The sequence below is a fragment of the Pseudomonas sp. ZL2 genome, assembly GCF_054788455.1.
On sequence record NZ_JBGOGX010000058.1, the window covers coordinates 49927 to 70228 of the forward strand.

Here is a 20302-nt window from a genome sequence, read left to right on the forward strand (position 1 = left end):
AGCACCAGCACCATCCCCAGATGCGCCCGGCGATGCTGGCCACCCCGTCCTGCCTTTGCGACTCCCAGATGTAACATTGCCCCGCCCCATTTCGATAATAATTCTCATTAGTATCCTTCAAACGAGTGGGCGAACTTTTCGATTTAGTGACTTTTTCAATTGATGCCCGGCACCAATGCCCTTAGCCGTCGACACGCTGCTGCTCGACGAACTGCGCATACCAAGGGTGGGTGGCGAGCAACTGTTCGTGGCTGCCGCAGCCGCTCAAGCGTCCGGCCTCAAGCACCAGGATCTGATCGGCGTCACGCACCAGCGCCGGGTTGTGCGACACCAGCACCAGTGTGCGCCGGCCACGCAACGCCCGCAGGCTGCGATTGACCCGCGCCTCGCTGCGCGCATCGAGGCTGGCGGTGGGTTCGTCGAGCAACACGATCGGCGCTTCGGACAGCAGCGCCCGCGCCAGGCCCACTCGCTGGCGCTGACCACCCGACAGCAAGGCACCGCCCGGGCCGACTTCGCTGTGCCAGCCATCCGCCAGGCTGGCGAGCACCTCATCCAGCGCAGCCGCTTCGGCGGCCTGCTGCAGTTGCGCCGGTGTCGCCTGTGGCCGCGCCATGCTGACATTCCACAGCAGGCTGCCGGCGAACAGGCCGCTGTCCTGGAACACCTGGGTCAGCTGCGCGGCGAGGGTCTGCTCGCTCAACTGGCGGATGTCCACCTGGCCCAGGCGCACTTCGCCGGCCTGGGCATCCATCCCGCGGCCAAGCAAGGCCAGCAGCGTGCTTTTACCGGCCCCCGAAGGCCCGACAATAGCCGTGAAAGTGCCGGGCGCGCAGTGCAGGTCGAGGTCCTTGAGCAGGTGCTCGCCGTGTTCGCCGTAGCTGTTCAGACCCTGGCCCTGAAGGCTGGCATCCCGTGGTTGCAGGCCGGGTTGCGGGCTGAACAGTGTTGGTTCGCCCAGCACCCCCAGCACCTGCGCCAAGGCCTGCCAGGCCATGCGCAAGGCCTGGTCCAGTTGCGCCAGCTGCGACAGCGGCTCGACAAAGCGCACCAGCAAGACCAGCACTGCCACCAGCAGCGCCCCCGGCAAGTGCCCGGCAGCCACCGCCAGCACCCCGCCGGCGAGCACCGCCGAAAACACCAGTTGCACTGCGCTGGCAAAGCCCAGGCTGGCGGGCAGTGCCCGGCGATTGAGCGAACGGGTCGCCTGATGTTGTTGCTGCAGGGACTCGCGCAGGGCTACCTGGCCCTGACTGGCATCAGCACTGCTGCGCATCAGCGGCTGCTGCTCGGCGAAGGCTTGCAGCAGTTGCCCGGCGTGACGATCCACCGCCTGGCGCTGTTGCTCCAGCTCCAGGCTGCGCCGCCCGGCCCAGCGCAGCAGGCCGAACAACGGCAGGTAGGCCAGCGCCAGCAGCAGCGCCAGCCGAGGCGCGATGGCGAACAGGCCGAGGACCACCACCGTCGGCGTGACCAACGCGGTTATCAAGGGCGCCAACAGGTGCGCCGGGATACTCATGCTATTGAACACCGGCCCGCGAACCAGGTCCTCAAGATGACGTTGCCGGCCCAGCGGCAGCCGTGGCAAATGCGCCAGCAGACGCGACACCAGCCCCGCCGCCAGCCCCGCCCCGGCCAGGTAACCGCGACGCTGGGCGATGTAGCTGACCAGGGCGTGCAGCAGCGTCAGGCCGAGCAATAGCCACACAGGCTGCAGCACATCAGGAGCCGCAGGGTCGAACCAGGCCAGCATCAGCGGCACCAGTGCCAGCCCGGCCAGGCCATCGAGCACGGCGGCCAGCACCATCCAGATCAAGGCCCCGCGCAGGGTTTGCCAGGTGCGCAGTGGCAGTTGGCGCAGGGACGAAAAAACGCTCATGACACAGGCTCCATTTGATCGGCGCTCGACATTTGTTCACGCCACAACTGACGGTAAAGGCCGTCCGTGGCCAGCAACTGCTGGTGACAGCCGCGCTGCACAATCCGGCCTTCGTTCAGCACCAGGATCTGCTCGGCATGGCAGATGCTCTGCAACCGGTGGGCAACGATCAGCCGGGTACGCCCGGCCGCCCCCTCATGCAAGGCAGTGCGCAAGGCCCGCTCGGTTTGCGGATCGGTCGCCGAGGTCGGCTCGTCCAAGAGCATGATCGGCGCGCTCGAGAGCAGCGCGCGGGCGATGGCCAGGCGTTGCAGCTCGCCGCCAGAGAGCCTTACGTCGTCACCAGCGATGCTCGCGTAGCCCTTGGGCAAGGCCATGATCCGGCTGTCCAGGCACGCCGCCCGCGCGGCCTGGCGAATCTGCGCCAGGCTCGCGTCGGGCTGGTACAGGGCGATGTTCTGCGCCAGGGACAAACGCAGCGCGCCGGCGTGCTGGAACACCAGGGCCAGATGACGTTGCAGTTGCTGGCTGGCGACCTGGCGAACATCCACCCCGCCCACCAGCACCTGCCCGCTGTCGACGTCCATGAACCGTGCAATCAACCCGGCCAGGGTGCTTTTGCCCGCGCCCGACGGCCCCACCAGCGCCGTGGTGGTGCCCGGTTCCAGGCGCAGGTTGATCGCCGCCAGCACCGGGACCGAGCCATGGGCGAAGTACACCTCACGCATTTCCACGCTGGCGTCCCTGGGCACTTGCGGCGCGTCGGGTTCGGCCAACGGCGGCGTACTCAACACCGCCTGCAGTCGCTGCGCGCTAACCCGCGCACTGTTGAGGGCATCGAGGCCATGCCCCATCGCCAACACTGGCGCGGCCATGGCCCGTACCAGCAACAGGAAGGCGCACAACTGCGCCGCGCCCACCTCGGCCAGTCCCGCCAGCAAAGCCCCGAGCACCACCCAGGCCAGCAGCCAGGGTGCGCCGAGCAGCACCTGGATCAGCGCAGCGAGATGACCGGCGCGGCTCACCCAGTGGCTGAAGCGTTGGTCGAATTGGTGCACCGCCTGTTGCAGGCTGCGGTGGATGCCAGCGCCCGGAAACTGGCGCACCAGTCCCAGGTTCGCGGCAAACTGGCTGTAGGCGCTGAACAACTGCTGGATCGCAGCATTACGCCGTTCGACATCTTCGCGGTAATGCGCCGAGCCCAGCCGCCAGTAACCCAGCACTCCCAACCCCAGTGGTAGCAGGCACCAGAGCGCCAAACCGCTGTCGCTCCACAGCAGGTAGCTCAGGGTGGCCAGAGGAATCAGCAGCAGGTTGACCAGATCGGTCGGGGCATGGCCGACCAGTTGGTGCAGCGCCCGCACATCCTGTTCGGCATAACGGGTGACGCCGTCGGCCCCCAGCCGCGCGAACCAGCCCAGGGGCAAGCGTTGCAGATGCTCGGCCAGGCGCACCCGCAAGCGGTTGCACAGGTCGGCATCCACGCTGTGGGTGAGGTGCAGTGCCAGGGTCTGACCACACAGCCACAGGGCCGAGCCGAACACCGCCAGCAGCACCCAGCCCATCACCCCAGGCGCCAACGGCGGCGCCTGGTGCAGGCCGTCGGTCAGATGCACCAGGGCTATCAACGGCACCAGCGAACTGATCCCGGCGATGGCCTGCACTGCCACCGCTAGCCACAAGCGCGCGCGAAAAGGCTGCAACAATGCCCGCAATTCGGGCCCCAGAAAGTTCATCGGCAACCCTCCAGGGCCTGCGCCAGGCTTGCCGCCGGCAGCGCCTGGGGTGGCGTTTCGGGAAAGCCGATGGCCGCTGTCACCTGCTGCCAGAGCCCGACCACTTCCAGGCTGCGCTGTTGCCGACGCACCAGGCCGACGCCGTCGAGCAACGGTTGCAGGGCACTGGCCGCCGCCTGTGGCCAGACCTGGCGATAGACCTGCCCCCAATCGGTGGCGGCGTCCTGCAGCACTTCGACACACGGCAAGGCGGCGCCAGTCAGATCGAACAACCCGTGCACATCCTCGCTCGGCGCACGTACCGCCGGCATCCACAGCAGCGGCCCATGGGGCGAGGCCAGCAGCAGAGTGCCGCTGTCGGTGGCGAGGCTGATGCGCTGGAGCATCTGCATGCGCCCGTCATCGGCCGCCGCCAGTTCGTTGAGCACGCGTAACGACACCGGCACCTCAGCCATGACCAGGCTGATATCGCGCCACGGCGACAGCGCCGGCGCCAGATTGTCCAGCGACCACGGCCCCACCGACTCCAGTAGCGCCGCCAGCAAATCCAGGGTCGCGTAGCTGACCTGCACCGCGCAGTTGGCCTCGATGTGGCGAATCCCCTGCTGGCGATGCAACTGCCGGCCGAGCTCGATAAAGCGCGCCACCCACGGCAATTGCGGATAGAAGCTGTTGAGCAGGCAACGCCGCTGCAAGCGCGCCGCAGTACGCAACAGCTCGTGCAACTCCTGGGGCAACAGCGGGTGTTCGATCAGCACATCCATGCCACGCGCCATCAACGCTTGCGCCAGGGCCGGGCCCTGCTCGCCGCGTGCCGCGCCGCCCACCGCCACGCAGGCCAGGCGGGTGTCGTCGGGCACCTGTTCGAGGGCGTCGAAACACGGCACCTGCAGGTGCCGGGCCAGGGCCTGTGAGCGGCGACTGCCCTGCCCCAGCACCCCCATCAGTTCGAGGTTGTCGGCGGCAGCGACACCGGCGGCATAGAACTGGCCGAAGCGCGAGCCCACCACCAGGGTTTTGACGGGGTTGTTCATGGACGGTGTTCCTCCAGCAAGTGACGACTGAGCCCGGCGCTCAGGCAATCGAAGTGATTGCCGCGCAGGGTCTGCACGGTGAGCGGCGCCAGCGATGCCGCCTGCCACCAGGCCTGCAGGCTGGCCTGGTGATTGGCGATCAAGGGGTTGCTGACGCTCGGCACGAACAGGCGCACGGCGCCGACATAAGGCGCGCTGTCGCTGTAGTGACTGGCCCGCACCGAATGGGCGAACACCCGGTACAGCTGCTCATCGGCGATGCCACGGGCGGCGGCCAGCACCCGGGACTTGAGCTGCGCTGCGTCGAAATGTGGCAAGACTCCACTCAGGCTGCCCGCGGCCAGGTGCTGCGGCGAATCCTTAAGCCCCTGGGCCAGTGCGGCGTGCAGTTGTTCGGCAGACGGCAAGCCCAGCGCCTGCGCATCCAGGCCAAGGGTGGCGGCGAAGCTGTAGAGAATCAGCAGCTCATCGTCCACCCGATAGGGAATGCGGTAGCTGGAGACAATGTCCACCTGGCGCACCTCGGCCCCCAGTTGCAGCAATGCCTTGGCCAGTTCCAGGGTCACCAGCCCGCCGGAGCAGTAGCCCAGCAGGTCGAAGCTGCGCCGGCCGCTGTCCCACAAGGCCTGGGCATAGCGTTTGCCGAGGGTCGCATTCACGTGTTGCGCAGGCAGGCGCAGGTAGCCCTCGCTGTCGTGCACCGCGAGCCCCAGCAGCGGGCCGCTGCCCGCCAGTTCCGCGATCAACCCGCGATAAGGCAGCAACGTGCCGAGGCCCTCATGCACCAGCACCCGGGCAACGCCCTCGCCAGCGGCCAGTTCGCGCAGGGCATCCAGCCGCACGCGCCCGGTCAACGGCGCTCGGGTCGTATCCAGGGCGGGCGTTGCCGGTTGTTCCGGGGCCGGCGCCTCAGTGCACGATTCGCTGCGCAGGCGCTGCGCCAGGCCGGCCGGGGTCGGCTGGCTGAGGGCCCAGCGCAGCAGGCGGTCGAAGGGGTGCGCACGGGCCAGGGGTTCCTGTTCGCGCACGCCGGCGATCAATTGGGCGATCAGCAGCGAGTCACCTCCGGCGGCGAAGAAATCCTGCTCGGCCGACAGGTCGCTGCAGTCGAGCACTCGCTGCCAGTGACCGATCAGGCGCTGCACCAGCTCATCACCCACCTCGGCCCGTACCTGGCGCACCGGTTCCAATTGGCGCTGCTGCGCCTGCGTGGTCAGGGCGCGGCGGTCGATCTTGCCGTTGGCGGTCACCGGCAGGCGGTCCAGCACTCGCACCTGGGCCGGCACCATGTAACGCGGCACCCGCTCGGCAATAAACGTCAGCAAGGTCTGGGCAGGCAACAGTGGCCGGTCGGTTTTCATCCGCGCCACCAACAGGTCATAGCCCAGCACCGCCAGCACACTGGCCGGTGAAGCCAGGGCCTGGGCATGGTCCCCTGCTTCACCGTTGAGCCAATCCAGCCACTGTTGCCGGTGCACGAACAACTGCCCGTTGGCCACGCGCAAGTCCTCGGGCGTCTCCATCATCAGGCTTTGGCTGATACTGATTTCCCGGTGCTCGCGGGTCAGCTCCTGGATCACCAGCCAGGCATCGGCTTGCAACAACTGGCGCAGGCCGGCCAGCAGGCGTGGGGTATCGAGGGCATTGTTCAAGGCCCCGGAACTGAGCACAAGATCCAGCGAGCCTGCATGCAGGCCCTGCTCGCAGGCGGGCTTGTTCATGTCAAAGTGCATGAAGCGCACCCATGGGTACTCGGCAAAGCGTTCCCGTGCTGCATTGAGGAAGTAGCTGGAAACATCGGAGAACAGGTAGTCGATCTGCACACCGGCTGCCACCAACGGTGCCAGCGCCGGAATGACCGAGGCACTGGCCGCGCCAGTGCCAGCACCGACTTCAAGAATGCGCCAGCTACGCTGCCCTTCACGGGCAACAATCGCGCTCACCGCCTCGGCCATGGCCTGGTGCAGCACCTGTGCATGCAGGCCGCGGCTGTACATGGCTTCGGCAATATGCGCCGAACCTTGCGGGAACATCAGGCTCGCCGGGCTCAGCCGGCCGTCCAGTTGCTCGGCCAGGCGCATGGCGCTGCCCCGCAGGTAATCCACCAGTTCCACCGGCCAAAGCCCCGCCGGCGCCCGTTCAGCGAAGTGCGCCCAGGCTGCTGCTTGGTCGACCTCGCCCGGGTCCACGGCGCAGCGCCAGCCCGTGCCCTGGCGTTGCAGAAAGCCGCTGTCGGTCAACAGGGTCAGCCAATGGCGCAACAGGCGTTGCTGGCCTGGCTCCAGTTTCAGGGCCTGACACAGCGGGGCAAACTCTACGTCCTGCGCCAACGCCAGCAAACCACTGCCGGCCAGCCAGTGCAGCAGCGATACATCTGCCGCCCGGTCCAGCGCCGCCAGGGCGGCCTGAATTTCCTCACGGGGGCCGAAATCGGCCTGCTCCAGGGTGTCGCGCGCCTTGGCCACAACCCGGGCCAGTTCCTCGCCCACCCGCTGGGTATCGCTGGCCGAAGCCTGCAAGGTGACAAAGCTGCACAACGAACGCTCGTGGCGCTCGCCCAGCAGTACCGTGGTGCTGGCTGCAATCTGTGGATGGGCCAGCCAGCCGGCGTCGATTTCCGCCAGTTCGATGCGATGGCCACGGATCTTCACCTGATCGTCCTGGCGTCCGAGAAACTCGATCAGGCCGTCCTCATCCAGGTAACGTCCCAGGTCCCCGGTACGATACAGGCGCCGTCCGCTGGCATGGATGATGAAGCGTTCGGCGGTACGCTGCGGGTCTTCGGCGTAGCCGAGGGCCAGGCCAAGGCCACCGATATGAATCTCGCCGCGTACCCCCGGCGGGCATTGCCTGCCGAGGCTGTCGAGCACTTCCAGGGTCTGGCCGTTGAGGGCGCGGCCATAAGGGATGCTCGGCAAGGCCGTGTCGGCGGGACGGATGGGATGCTCTACCGACCAGATGGCCGCCTCGGTCGCGCCACCCAGGCTGAACAGCTGGCTGTCGGGCCAGCGCTGCCACCAGCGGGTCGGCAAGGTGGTGGGGATCCAGTCGCCGGACCACATCACGCAACGCGGCCCGGGAATCACAGCCGGCTCGGTCTCCAGGTAATCGATCAGCATCTGGCCCTGGGCCGGCACCGAGTTCCACAAGGTCACGCCGTGCTCACGCATCAGTTGCGCCCAGTGGGAGGGATCGGCGCCGCGTTCGGGGTCTGGCAGCACCACCTGCGCGCCGACCGCCGTAGCCCCGAAGAAGTCATACACCGACAGGTCGAAACTCAGCTCCGCCAGCCCCAGCACCCGGTCCTGGGCGTTGACGCCGTAGCGCTGGTTGATGTCGTCGAGGGTGTTGACCACCGCGCCATGGCTGAGCATCACGCCCTTGGGCGTACCGGTGGAGCCGGAGGTGTAGATGATGTAGGCCAGGTCACCGGCTTGCACCGCCAGCGGTTCGCGCGGCGGCCAGTGGCTGGCGGCGGCGAGGCTGTCGATGGCGATACGCGGCAGCTCAAGGCCCGCCGGCAAGGCCTCGGCCTCCAGGCTGATGACGGCGGCAATCCCGGCGTCACGCAAAATGGCTTCGCGGCGCAGGGCCGGTTGCCGGATATCAATGGGCACATAGGCGGCGCCCATCTGGTTGATACCCAGCACCGCCATCAGTTGCCAGGCGCTCTTGGGCAGCATCACCGCCACCCGCGCGCCGGGCGCTACCTCAAGCGCCTCCAGCGCCGCGCGTACGGCGTCGGCGTGCTGGGCAACCTGACGGTAGCTGTAGCGCCCGGCGCGGTCGCTGATCACCGGCGCGTCCGGGGTGCGCAGCGCCTGGCGGGCAAAGCCGCTGGCGATGTTGCGGTCCAGGGCCTTGTGCGCCGAGAGCCGCGGCGGCCGTTGTTGGGTCAACACGATGTTGCCGCGCACTTGCCACAGCTGCGCATCTGCGGACAGGCGCTGCAGCAGGTCGACATAAGCGTCGAACATCTGCGCGGCCATGCCTTGCGGCAGCACGCCGACGCGCACGTCCCAGCCGATCTGCAAACCACCGTACTGGTCGCTTACCTGGCAATCGATCCACACCTGGGGCGTCTGGCTGATCATGTAGCTCGGCGGCTGCAACAAGCGTCCGCAATCCCCCAGCAGGCGCTCGACGCTGCCAATGCCGCTGGTGAACACCACCGGCATCAGGTCGGCGCCACGCCCCTGGACCCGTGCCAGCTCGCGCAATACCTCGACCCCTGTAAAGCGGCTGTGATCCAGGTCATCGAACAACTGCGCGCCGATACGCCGCGCCCGCTGGACAAAGTTCGCGCCGCTGGCGCCGTGCACCGCCAGCAGGCTCAGGGCGGTGAAGTCGCCCAGCACCTGGCCCAGTTGCGGGTGCAGGTCCGGCCGGTTGAGTACGGTGAGGTTCAGGCAGAAATCGGCGCTCTGGCTCCAGCGCCCGATTACCTCGGCGAACGCCGCCAGGGTGACGCCCGCAGCGCTTAAGCCCTGGGCGCTGGCCAGGGCACAGAGGGCGTTCCACTGGGCCGCGCTCAATGCGCCATGGTGGTGCTCGAAGCGGCGCGAGGCGATCCCGGCGTCATCGCTCAGGGGCAGGTCCGGACGCCCGGGTAGGCTATCGAGGCGCGCCAGCCACCAGGCCTTGTCCCGTTGCCAGGCGGCGCTTTCACGCACCTCATGTTCATGCTGCAGGTAGTCGCGATAGGTCGCCTCCAGCACCGGCCAATGCCGCGTCGGCTCCAGGTAGCGCTGGGTCAGTTCCACCAGCAACAGTTGCAGGCTGGCGTAATCGAGCAAGGTGAAATCCACCGAACAATGCAGGATCGCCCGTTCCGCGCCCAGGCTCACTTCCGGCAACAGGATCGGCCATTGGTCGAGGGCATGGCAGGCATGATCCAGGCGCTCGCGCACCTGCTGCAGATGCGCTTCGAACGCCAGCGGCGAGGCCTGGCGCAGGTCATGCAGCGGCAAGCGTTGCCAGGGCACCTGGGCCTGCACGCACTGGCGGCTGTTGTCGTGCACCACCGCGCGCAACATCGGGTGGCGCTGTACCAGGGCGTTCCAGGCCTGGTTCAGTTGCTCGATGTCGACATTGGCCGGCCAGGGGTACTCGACGTACAGGTGGCAGGCGTTGCCGCCATAGTCGAACGCCGGGTTGCGCCCCAGCACATAGGCGCCCTGCACCGCGCTCAGGGCAAAAGGTTGCAGCGCCTGCCCGGGTTGCGAGCGCCACTGCGCGCGTGGCGACAGATGGACCATCAGTGCTTCACGCTGGGCGCGGATGCGCTCGGCCAGGGCCGGGTCCAGCGCCCCTTGCGGCGCGCGAAAACGCAGCTGGCCTTCAGTGGCCCAGAGTTCGATCTGGCGTTCACGACAGATGTGCAACAGGTCATCCAGGCTCATAGCACGCCCTCCTCAATGGCAGCACTGCTCGCCAGCAGCGCGGCCATGCCCGCCAATGTCGGCTGCAGGTAGAAATCACTCATGCGCAGGCTGACACCCATCTGCTCGCGCACGCTGGCCAACAGACGGGTAGCCAGCAGGCTGTCGCCACCCAGGCTGAAAAAGCTGCCTTGGGCATTGCGCACCGGGCGTCCCAGCACCGCCTCCCAGCACACGGCCAAAGGTTGCAATGCCGGGCTCAGCTCGCCCTCTTCGCTGCTGGCCGGCTGGCGGCGTTGCAACGCCTGAGTCATGCAGGCCTGCAGGCGGCTGCGGTCGATCTTGGCGTTGGCATTGAGCGCCAGACGCGGCAGGCACCAGAGGTGTTCGGGGCGCATCGCTTGCGGCAAGCGCTGTTGCAGCCAGTGCTGCAGGCTGTCGCCGGTCAAGGCGTCGGCCGCGGCCGTGGCGCTGACCAGCAGCATCGCCGGGTTCTGCCACAGGCAGTGCAGGTCGGCAAAGCCGCTGTGCCCGAGCATGCGCGCGATCTGCACGGCGTCGGCCAACACCGGTGTGCGGCTGTCGAGCAGTGCCGCGCTGACCAGGCGCAGCGGCGAATCGCGCAACAGCTCGGCCAGCAGCAGACGGCCGCCTGGCTTGAGCAGCGCCTGGGCCAGGTTCAGGCAGTCGGCGGGCTGGGCATAGCCGTGCAAGGCGGCGAAGCTGATCACCAGGTCGTATTGGCAGCAATGCTCAACGGGCAACAGGCTGTCCAGCAGCAGTTGGCTGGCAGCACCCTGGCGCTTGCCGGCGGTGGCAGCCAGCAGGCCGGGGCTGGTTTCGAACAGGGTCACTTGCAGGTCGCAGTGGCTCAGGTGATCGAGCCATTGCTCGAGCAACTGCCCGCCGCGCACATCCAGCACCGCGACCCTCAGCGGCCCGGCCTGGGCACTGCACTGCTGCTGCACAGCCTGGCTCATGGCATCCAGCAACTGGCGCCCGGCCGGCAGGTTGAGGGTCATGGCCTGGGGGGCCAACAACGGATCGAACAGCACCTGCGTGGCGCCGCCTTCGCTGCACAACAGCGACTGCAGCGCGCCGACCATGGCCTGCAGGTCGGCCTCCCGCCAGCCCAGTTGTGCCAATGCATCACCGAGGCTCAGCGACTCGGCGGGTTGCCCGCGCAACCACTGGCGCCAGGTGTCCAGCAGTGGCAGCGCCGGCAACGCTTGCCCGTGCAGCAGACGTTGCAGCAGTTCAGCGGTAACCCGGGCTTCAGCTTGCGGCGTGTCGTCCAGCAATGACCGGCCTTGCCATGCATCCGCGGCGACCTTGACCGGCGCTGCGTTCAGCACCAGCACCGCGCCGAGGCTGGCCACCGTCCCCGGCAATACCGCCGCGCAGGCGCTGTCGATCAGCGGATGGGCGCTCAGCGCTGCCTCGATTTCGCCCAGTTCGATACGTTGCCCGCGAACCTTCACCTGCTGGTCGATACGGCCGAGAAACTCGATAGTGCCGTCGCCCCAGAAGCGCCCGCGATCCCCGGTGTGGTACCAGCGCCCGCGCTCGTCGCTGCGAAAACGTTGCGCGGTCAGTTGCGGATCGTTGCGGTAGCCTCGCGCCAGGCTGCCACCGCCAATCAGCAATTGTCCCACCACCTGGTCGGGCACATCCCGACCGCTGTCATCGACCACCCGATAGGCCTGGCCGGCCAGGGGCTTGCCATAGGGGATCGAGGTCCAGTGGCCCGGCACTTCGTCGATGCAGTGCAGGTTCGACCAGATCCCGGCCTCGGTGGCGCCGCCCAGGCCATACACCCGGCACTGCGCCGTGGCCTGTCGGCGCAAGCGTGCGGCGAGGTCCAGGGCAATCCAGTCGCCCGACAGCAACACCGCCCGCAGGCTCTGGTAGTGACAGTCGCCCGCGGCAATGCCCAGGGCCATTTCCAGCAGCGCCGGCGCCGAGTTCCACAGGCTCACCCGGTGCTCGGCAATCAATTGCGCCCAGCGCGCCGCGTCGCGGGTTTCCTCGGGTTGCAGCAGCACCAGGCGGGCGCCCTGCCCCAGCACGCCGAACAGGTCGAACACCGACAGGTCGAAATCCAGCGCCGACACCGCCAGCAAGCAGTCATCGCGGTCGATCCCGAGCTCGGCCTGCAATGCGTCGATGGTATTCATTGCCGCGCCATGACTCACCTCGACCCCCTTGGGCACGCCGGTGGAGCCGGAGGTGTAGATCACATAGGCGCTGGCCTGCGGCGCCTGCACGCGTGGCGCAGCCAGGGGCGCGGACTGCTCCAGGCGCGCCAGGTCCAGCCAGCGCAACGACGGGCTATCAGGCGTAAGCGTCGGCGGCGCCTCGGCAATCACCAGGCTTATGCCCGCTGCCGACTCGATCAGGCTACGGCGCGCTGGCGGTTGCGCAGTATCGACGGGGACGTAGCAGCCACCGGCCGCCAGCACGCCGAACACCGCGACGATCTGCCCGAGCCCGCGCGGCAGGCAGACTTCCACCGCCTCGCCCTGGCGCATGCCGGCTTCCAGCAAGCCGGCGGCCACCCGTAGCGAACGCGTGGCCAGTTCACCGTAGGTGCAGCGTTGGGCGCCACAGATCAGCGCCAGATCTTCCGGCCGCTGCCCGCTGTGGCGGAAGAAATCTTCCAGCAAGCCACGCCCCGGGGCGAGCGCCGGGACGCTGTTCTGGCGCGCGCGCCGGGCCTGTTGCGCCAGCGGCAGGAGTACCGGTTGCGGCAGGCTCCAGTCGCTGTCGGCAAGGCGCTGCAGCAGCTCGATGTTGGCCTGGAACATCGCCTCGAGCACGCCGTCGGCGAACAGTTCACTGATGCTGTCCCAGGCCAGCAACAGGCCGTCTTCGACCCGGTACAGCTGGTGGTCGAGCCACACCTGCGGGGTTTGCGAGAGCATATCGTGCAGGTCGCCAAACACTTCGCGAAAGCTCGCCGGGACAAACCCCGACTCGCTCAGGTTGCTGGAAAACACCACCGGCGCCGAACGCGGATGGCCCTGGCGCCGGCCTTCGCGCAGCACTTCCAGTGCGGGAAACGCCGAGCGGTCGATGGTGCCATGGAGGCTGCGCTGGAACTGCCGCACCGCTTCGGCGAAGGGCAATTGCGGTGCGTCCTGACACTCCACCAGCAGCAAAGTGGTGAAGTCGGCTATTACCTGATCGATGCCGGGCTGATCATCGTGACGGTCGAACAACGGCACGTTGAGCAGGAAGTTCGACTGCCCGCTCCAGCGCGCCAACACCGCATTGAAGGCGGTGGCGAACACGCAGGACAAGGTCAGGCCGTGGCCGGTAGCCTGGCGCTGCAAGCGCTCGGCTTCCGCGCCGCTGAGGACAAACGCCTGGCGGCTGAAGCGCGGTTCGCGGATCGACTCGGGCGCGCAGGCCAGCGGCAGCGCCGGGCCATCGGGCAACTGCGCCAGGCGTTGGCACCAGTACTCGCGGTCACGGGCATAAGCTTCGGCGCGGCGTAGCTGACGGCGCTTCAGATAGTCGGCAAAGTGCAGGGCCGGCGGCGCCGGCAACAACGCTGGCGCCAGGTAGGCCTGGCCCAGGTCCGCCATCAACAGGCGCAGGCTTTCCACGTCGACCGCCAGCAGGTCGACACTCAGCCAGACCCGGTCACGGCCGTCGGGCATCTGCACCAGGCCCACCAGCATCACTTGCCCAGCCTCCACCGCCAGGCATTGGTGCGAGCGCCAGCGGCGCAGTTCGGCCCAGGCTGGTTGCGCCGCTTGTGGTGAATGTTGGCGCCAGTCCTGATGGTCAAACACTGGCTGTGTCGGCGACGCCAGGATGCGTTGGCGGCCCTCGTTGAAACTGGCCCGCAGCATCGGGTGCCGGGCCTGCACCAGGCTCACAGCGGCTTCAAGGCGTCGCGGTTCGATGCCCTGGCAGTCGAACTCGAGCCAAGCGTGACAACTGATATTGCCCAGCACTTCAGCGGCGCCACGGCCCAGCCAGTAGGCCTGTTGCACGGCACTGAGTTCGAAGCTCTCCTCGCCTGCTGATGCAGGTGCAACGGCAGGCGCCAGCGTAGGTTGCAAGGTTTGCCCGCGCAACAGCGCCAGCCAGGCAGCCACGCTCGGCTCGGCACTCAACTGGGCAAAATCGACCTGTAGCCCGTGGCTGCGCAGGCGCTCTTGCAGATACATCAGGCGAATCGAATCCAGCCCGCAGCCGAGCAGGTTTTCCTCGTCGCCCAGGCTGTCGATTTCATCCACGGTGGCACCCAGCAACTGGGCGAGGTGTTCGATCAGCCAGGGGCGCAGCGGGTTGGCCGGGGGGGTGTCTGCTGTTGTCAGCTCGCTCATGAAAAGCTTCCTGTGACCCTTGAAAATAAAATCTGCGCGGCTCACAAAGATGCAAGCCATTATCAAATGAGACTTTATCGCAAGCAGGTTTTCAGGAAGCGCTCAAGGCTTTAGATGCACAGGCCTTTTCATTCGATTCAGAGTCAGCGAGCCGTCAGCGGATCTCGCTGGGCGATACGCCGTAGCGTTTGCGAAAGGCAATGGAAAAATGCGCCGGGCTGTAACCCACGCCATAGGCGACGGTCGAGACGTTGCTCTCTTCATCGCTGAGCATGCGGTGCGCTTCACTCAGGCGATGTTCGTGCAGGTAGCCAAACACGCTGGTGCCAAACACCTTGCGAAACCCTGCGGTGAGTTTGCGTGGGCTCATGCCGACATGGGCGGCCAGGGCATTCAGGCTTGGCGGCTCCAGCAGCGAGCGCACCAGCCGATCGCGCGCCGCGTGCACGCGCTCGACATCCGATGAGGTGATGCGCAGCTTCTGTTCCGGCTGCGCGCGTTCGTCCAGCAGGAACTGCGCACTCAGGGCGGTCAATTCCAGGGCCTTGCCGCCCAGGTACAGCGAGCGGCTGGGGCCCTGCATCGGACAGGTGGCAATCTGCGTCGCCAGCGCCTGCATCGCCCGGGGCGCCGGGCGCACCATCATGTAGGGATCGCCCCCCCTGGCGGCCAGCAGCTTGCGCGGGGCCATGCCCAGGTGCCGGTCGAGAGACTCCAGGTCCAGCTGCACGATGGTGTAGCGCAGCGGCGTCGAGGTGCCGTAGATCTGCGAAGAGGTGAACTCGCCGTCATTGACGATGGTGCACAGGCTCGGGCCGCGGATCGATTGCTCGGCGTGCCCGGGGATCCGGCAGGACAACTCGCCACTCTGCACCAGGATCAGCTTGAGACCACGCTCCAGCGGGTCTTCGACCCAGGCCTCGCTCTCCGACCACAGGGTGCCGGTGACCAGGGTCATGTGCGGTTCCAGGTAGACCGTTCCGGGTTGGTTGCCCTTGGGGGCGGCCTGCTTCTCTGGGTGAGTTGGGGCGATGATCGTAATAGTCATTGGGTTTTCCCTTTTCCTGAGGCCATTACGTGGGGCCTGACCTGAAGTAACGGGAGGCTTGTAAGCCTTGAGCCTCCCTGTTTGAAGCCACTGCGCATTTCATCTAATGAAAAAGTCGCGGTACCGAAAGCCTTGGCGTTGAGATGCCCTCGGCAAAAGACAATGATAATAGATCTCATTTAGCCATTTGTAGCCAATTATTTCTGCAAATAGGAGATTCCATGTCATTGAGTACCTCCATCCCTGTGCCAGATGCCTCCGACGACGCCCCCGACTGGCCGGCCGCATTTGCCGAACGCTACCGCCAGGCCGGCTACTGGCAAGAGCAGACGTTCGCCCAGGCCCTCGACGCTGCCGCTGCCCGAAACCCTGCAGCAATCGCAATTACCGACGGCCCCTTGCACCTGAGTTATGCCAGCCTGGCGGACCGCTGCCGGCGCCTGGCCGGTGGCTTGCGTGCCCTTGGCCTGCAGGCCGGTGACAATGTGGTCGTGCACCTGCCCAACGGCAGCGCCTTTGTCGAAGTGTGTTTTGCCCTGTTTCGCCTGGGCGCGCGGCCGATCCTCGCCCTGCCCGCCCACCGCCAGCATGAGATCGGCGGCTTCTGCAGCTTTGCCCAGGCCACGGCCTACATCGGCTGCGATCAGCTGGAAGGCTTCGACTGTCGGCAGATGGCGCGCCAGCTGCGCGCCGCCAACCCCTACCTGCAACACGTGGTGATCGAGGGTGTCGCCGAGGAATTCACCGCCCTAGACGAGCTGTACCGCAGCGAAGCACTGGAGCATGACGCCGGTCAGGCCGAGGCAGTGGCCTGCTTCCAGCTGTCGGGCGGCACCACCGGCACCCCCAAGCTGATTCCGCGCCGGCACGCTGAATACCTCTACAACGTGCGCGCCAGCAGCGCCGTCTGCGGCCTGGACCAGCACACCGTGTACCTTGCCGCACTGCCCATGGCGCACAACTTCACCCTGTGCTGCCCCGGCGTGATCGGTACCTTGCTGGCGGGTGGCCGGGTGGTGTGCAGCCGGCGCCCCGACCCGGACACCTGCTTCGCCCTGATCAGCGCAGAGCGGGTGACCGTCACCGCGTTGGTGCCACCGCTGGCAATGCTCTGGCTCGACGCCCAGGCCCAGCGCCAGGCCGATCTGTCGAGCCTGCGTGTGCTCCAGGTCGGCGGGGCGAAGCTGCTGAGCACCGCGGCGGCGCGGGTCACGCCGATACTCGGCTGCACCTTGCAACAAGTGCTGGGCATGGCTGAGGGGCTGCTCTGCTACACGCGCCTGGATGACCGCCAGGAGCTGATCCTGCACACCCAGGGCCGGCCGCTGAGCGCCGATGACGAAGTGCGCATCGTCGACGAACAGGGGCAAGCGGTGCCCGACGGTGAAGTCGGCGAACTGCAAGTGCGTGGGCCTTACACCATTCGCGGCTATTACCGCCTGCCGGCACACAATGCCAAGGCCTTCACCGACGACGGTTTCTATTGCAGCGGCGACCGGGTGCGGCGTACCGCCGAGGGTTACCTGGTGGTCGAGGGGCGGGACAAGGACCAGATCAACCGCGGCGGCGAGAAAGTCGCCGCCGAAGAAGTGGAAAACCTGCTGATCAATCATCCCCAGGTGCATGACGCGGCCCTGGTGGCGATGCCCGATGCGCTGTTGGGCGAATCCACCTGTGCCTTCATCGTCGCCCGCAATCCGGCGCCGTCGACGTTTGCTCTCAAGCAGCATCTGCGCAGCCAGGGCCTGGCCGCATTCAAGGTGCCGGACCGCATCGAGTTTGTGCCGCAGTTCCCGCAGACCGGGGTCGGCAAGGTCAGCCGCAAGGACCTGCGCGAAAGCCTGCGCCTGGCCTGGCTCGACGCCAACCGCGGGAGCAGCGCCTCGTGATCGCTGACCTGCTGACCCAAACCGAGCGCTGGGTGCGCCCCTATCGATTGTCGCCGATGCCGCGCTGGCGCCTGGTGTGCTTCGCCCATGCCGGCGGCAGTGCGAGTTTTTTCCGCGACTGGGCCTGCACCCTGCCCGCCGATATCGACCTGTTGGCGATCCAGTACCCGGGGCGCGAAGACCGCTTCAGCGAGCCCTGCCTGACCGACATGCACAGCCTCGCCGAGGCCGCCAGCCAAGCGTTGCGCGGTTACGCCGATCGCCCCCTGGCCCTGTTCGGCCATAGCCTCGGTGCCGTGGTGGCGTATGAGGTGGCGACGCGCTTGGAGCAACAGGCAATCGCCGTCGGCCACCTGTTCGTTTCCGCCCACCCGGCTCCGCAGCGCCAGCGTGGCGGGCAGTTGCACAGCGGGCCGGACCAAGCGCTGCTGGACGATGTACAGCGCCTGTCCAGCCGGCCCAACCCGCTGCTGGAAGACCCGGCCCTGCGCGAGATGTTCATGCCCAGCCTGCGCAATGACTACCGCATTGTCGAAACCTACGGCTGCGCTGCGCCGCAACCGCTGAGCAGCCGGATCGCGGTGTTCTACCCCGAGCAGGATCCGGAGATCGACCTCGACGAAGCCTTGGCCTGGCAAGCCGCGAGCCTCCAGCCACTGCACCTGCAGCGCTGGCAAGGCGAACACTTCTACCTGATCGAGCAGCGCCAGGCGTTGCTCGATGCCCTGGCGGCCACGCTGCTTGGCCGTCGCCCGCTCACATCGCCCGCCCTTGAGGAATCCCTCTGATGAAATCCCCTGACGCTTGCGAAGGCCTCCCGGACATCCGGATCGCCATCGATTCACTGGACCACCAGATCATCGAACTCATGCGCCAACGCATGGCTTACGTCAAAGCCGCTGCCCGGTTCAAGCCGACCGAAAGCAGCATCGCCGCACCCGAGCGCGTCGCCCAGATGCTCCCGCAACGGCGCCAGTGGGCCGAAGAAGCCGGGCTGGATGCGCATTTTGTCGAAACCCTGTTCGCCCAGATCATCCACTGGTACATCGCCCAGCAAGTACGGCACTGGCGCACCATGAGAGTCCCGGCATGAGGGCCTTTACCCGGCTGGAAGAACACACCGCGGGGCTGACCCAGGTGTTCGAACAGGCTCGCCAGCGCGCCGCCGTACAAGGCGCGCCGGTGCTGGCCAGCTACGCCCTGGCGATCGTCGAGCTGGACCTGCTGGAGCTGTTTTGCCGCGTCGACCAGCCCGACGCCGAGAGCCTGTTCTGGCGCGCGGCCGATGGCGGCAAGAGCCTGTTCGGCTGGGGCGTGGCGGCAGAACTGAGCGGCGCTGGCGGGCAGCGCTTCGCCATGGTGGAGCAGCAATGGCAGCAATGGCTGCACAGCGCGGTGATCCATGGCCCACAGCCTCCGGCGCTCTGCGGCGGCTTTCGATTCGATCATCAGGTCGAGGCCAGCAGCGCCTGGCAAGGTTTCGGCGATGCATCGATGCTGCTGATGACCTTGCTGCTGATACGCGACGGCGATCAATGCTGGCTGGTGTGCCAGCAGCGGATCGGCCCCTCGGACAATGCCGACAGCCGCTGCGAGCATGTGCTCAATGAATGGAACGGCCTGATGGATCGCTATCTGTCGCCGCCGGTCACCTTGGCGCCGCCGCAGCATACCCGTGACCAGTGCCTGCCGCGGGCATGCTGGGAAAGCAAAATCGCCCATGCCCTGGACGTACTGCGCGACAGCCCGATGAAAAAGGTGGTGCTGGCGCGTGAAGTAATCAGCGAGTACTCCCATGCCATCAGCCCTGGCCGAACCCTGGTACGCCTGGCCAGCAGCGATCCCTCGGCGTACCTGTTCGCCTTTCGCCGGCAGCAGAGCTGCTTCCTCGGTGCTTCGCCGGAGCGCCTGGTAAAACTACACGACGGCCGCCTGCAAACCCAGGCACTGGCCGGTACCATCCGCCGCGACCCGGACCCGCAGCAAGACGCCCAGCTGGCGCAAGCGCTGATGGACTGCGAGAAGAACCGCCACGAGCATGCGCTGGTGGTGCAGATCATCCAGAGTGGCCTGGCCCCGTGGGCAAGCCAGTTACAGGTACCGTCGACGCCCGCTATACAGCGCCTGAGCCGGGTCCAGCACCTGAGCACGCTGATTGAAGGCCGCCTGCGCCCGCAAGCAGGCCTGCTGCAAGTGGTCGCGACGCTGCACCCGACACCCGCCGTCGGCGGCCACGAACGTCGCCAGGCCATGGAGCATATTCGCCGCTTCGAGGGTTTCGACCGTGGCTGGTACGCCGCGCCGCTGGGCTGGCTGGATGCCCGGGGCAACGGCGAATTCATCGTCGGCCTGCGCTCGGCACTGGTGAATGGCAAGCACGCCCGTTTGTTCGCCGGTTGCGGCATCGTGCACTGCTCGGAGCCTGCCAGCGAATACGAGGAAACCTGCATCAAGCTGGCCGGCATGCAGTTGGCCTTGCAGGCGTGAGCGTGGCAACAATCCCTGCCAGGCCAAAATAGCCGACAGGGATTGTTGCCCACTGCCTATAATTGGGTGGACCGGGGGCCAACCCGGGTACAGCCCTCTTCGGCGATCCGGACAGCCTTTGATATGAACAGCACCGCCATAACCACCTGCCTGCTCGCCCTCTGCCTGGCGCTGACAGCCGGTTGTTCGAGCAAACCCAAAGCACGTTACCTGGCGGCCAACGCCGGTTCCAACTGCCACGCCAAAGCCGTCCCCACTGCCGGCGAAGGCGGCCTGGCCTGGGGCGCGACCCTGCAGATCGCCCGGCAAAAATCCATGAACAACTGCATCCGCTATGCCGGGCGTTCCGGCGGCCTGCCCAACACCTGCAAAGTGGTGCTGGCCGAGTGCAAGCGCTAGCCATTCTGTAATCCATTCGCTATATAAATTTATATATAGCGTTGTCAATTTCCGCGCCTGGCTCTAGTATCTGCGGCGTTCTGCCGGTGCGCGTGTTCGCCTGATCGAT

General features: G+C 66.8%; 11 protein-coding genes. 5 read left to right on the forward strand and 6 right to left on the reverse strand.

What is annotated here, in order from left to right; translation table 11 throughout:
- Nucleotides 1-181: 181 nt before the first annotated feature.
- The 6 genes from ABM562_RS26400 to ABM562_RS26425 form a co-directional block, all read right to left on the reverse strand.
- The gene (locus tag ABM562_RS26400) at nucleotides 182-1879 is read right to left on the reverse strand and encodes an ABC transporter ATP-binding protein (protein WP_460423877.1); all 1698 of its coding nucleotides are present in this window, start codon (nucleotides 1877-1879) and stop codon (nucleotides 182-184) included.
- Nucleotides 1876-3615: an ABC transporter ATP-binding protein gene (locus tag ABM562_RS26405; RefSeq protein WP_460423878.1), complete on the reverse strand. Its 1740-nt coding sequence runs from the start codon at nucleotides 3613-3615 to the stop codon at nucleotides 1876-1878. The genes ABM562_RS26400 and ABM562_RS26405 overlap by 4 nt, the downstream gene beginning before the upstream one ends.
- Complete coding sequence (locus ABM562_RS26410) at nucleotides 3612-4649, reverse strand: Gfo/Idh/MocA family oxidoreductase (RefSeq protein ID WP_460423879.1); 1038 nt, start codon at nucleotides 4647-4649, stop codon at nucleotides 3612-3614. Before ABM562_RS26410 ends, ABM562_RS26405 begins: the two co-directional genes overlap by 4 nt.
- Nucleotides 4646-10051, reverse strand: a complete 5406-nt coding sequence (locus tag ABM562_RS26415; protein ID WP_460423880.1) for a non-ribosomal peptide synthetase — start codon at nucleotides 10049-10051, stop codon at nucleotides 4646-4648. Before ABM562_RS26415 ends, ABM562_RS26410 begins: the two co-directional genes overlap by 4 nt.
- A complete protein-coding gene (locus ABM562_RS26420) occupies nucleotides 10048-14370 on the reverse strand; it encodes a non-ribosomal peptide synthetase (protein ID WP_460423881.1) in 4323 nt (1440 codons plus the stop codon). Before ABM562_RS26420 ends, ABM562_RS26415 begins: the two co-directional genes overlap by 4 nt.
- Nucleotides 14371-14524: 154 nt before the next feature.
- The gene (locus tag ABM562_RS26425; protein ID WP_115086438.1) at nucleotides 14525-15418 is read right to left on the reverse strand and encodes a helix-turn-helix transcriptional regulator; all 894 of its coding nucleotides are present in this window, start codon (nucleotides 15416-15418) and stop codon (nucleotides 14525-14527) included.
- Nucleotides 15419-15645: 227 nt separating this feature from the next.
- Between ABM562_RS26425 and ABM562_RS26430 the strand changes: the two genes are divergently transcribed.
- The 5 genes from ABM562_RS26430 to ABM562_RS26450 all read left to right on the forward strand — a co-directional run bounded on the left by ABM562_RS26430 (nucleotide 15646) and on the right by ABM562_RS26450 (nucleotide 20193).
- Entirely contained in the window at nucleotides 15646-17307 is a 1662-nt protein-coding gene (locus tag ABM562_RS26430; protein ID WP_460423886.1) for a (2,3-dihydroxybenzoyl)adenylate synthase, read from the forward strand.
- Entirely contained in the window at nucleotides 17304-18095 is a 792-nt protein-coding gene (locus ABM562_RS26435) for a thioesterase II family protein (protein WP_275670882.1), read from the forward strand. Before ABM562_RS26430 ends, ABM562_RS26435 begins: the two co-directional genes overlap by 4 nt.
- On the forward strand, nucleotides 18095-18400 hold the full coding sequence (locus ABM562_RS26440; protein WP_115086436.1) for an isochorismate lyase: 306 nt from the start codon (nucleotides 18095-18097) through the stop codon (nucleotides 18398-18400). The genes ABM562_RS26435 and ABM562_RS26440 overlap by 1 nt, the downstream gene beginning before the upstream one ends.
- Entirely contained in the window at nucleotides 18397-19794 is a 1398-nt protein-coding gene (locus ABM562_RS26445; protein ID WP_460423882.1) for an isochorismate synthase, read from the forward strand. The genes ABM562_RS26440 and ABM562_RS26445 overlap by 4 nt, the downstream gene beginning before the upstream one ends.
- Before the next feature lie 123 nt (nucleotides 19795-19917).
- Complete coding sequence (locus ABM562_RS26450) at nucleotides 19918-20193, forward strand: hypothetical protein (RefSeq protein WP_115086434.1); 276 nt, start codon at nucleotides 19918-19920, stop codon at nucleotides 20191-20193.
- Nucleotides 20194-20302: the final 109 nt, after the last annotated feature.

What these genes read in the sequence shown, in the direction of transcription:
- ABM562_RS26420 (WP_460423881.1), bottom strand. Translation starts at nt 14,370, where the DNA reads ATGAGCGAGCTGACAACAGCAGACACCCCCCCGGCCAACCCGCTGCGC.
- ABM562_RS26425 (WP_115086438.1), bottom strand. Translation starts at nt 15,418, where the DNA reads ATGACTATTACGATCATCGCCCCAACTCACCCAGAGAAGCAGGCCGCC.
- ABM562_RS26440 (WP_115086436.1), top strand. Translation starts at nt 18,095, where the DNA reads ATGAAATCCCCTGACGCTTGCGAAGGCCTCCCGGACATCCGGATCGCC.
- ABM562_RS26405 (WP_460423878.1), bottom strand. Translation starts at nt 3,615, where the DNA reads ATGAACTTTCTGGGGCCCGAATTGCGGGCATTGTTGCAGCCTTTTCGC.
- ABM562_RS26450 (WP_115086434.1), top strand. Translation starts at nt 19,918, where the DNA reads ATGAACAGCACCGCCATAACCACCTGCCTGCTCGCCCTCTGCCTGGCG.
- ABM562_RS26410 (WP_460423879.1), bottom strand. Translation starts at nt 4,649, where the DNA reads ATGAACAACCCCGTCAAAACCCTGGTGGTGGGCTCGCGCTTCGGCCAG.
- ABM562_RS26415 (WP_460423880.1), bottom strand. Translation starts at nt 10,051, where the DNA reads ATGAGCCTGGATGACCTGTTGCACATCTGTCGTGAACGCCAGATCGAA.
- ABM562_RS26400 (WP_460423877.1), bottom strand. Translation starts at nt 1,879, where the DNA reads ATGAGCGTTTTTTCGTCCCTGCGCCAACTGCCACTGCGCACCTGGCAA.
- ABM562_RS26445 (WP_460423882.1), top strand. Translation starts at nt 18,397, where the DNA reads ATGAGGGCCTTTACCCGGCTGGAAGAACACACCGCGGGGCTGACCCAG.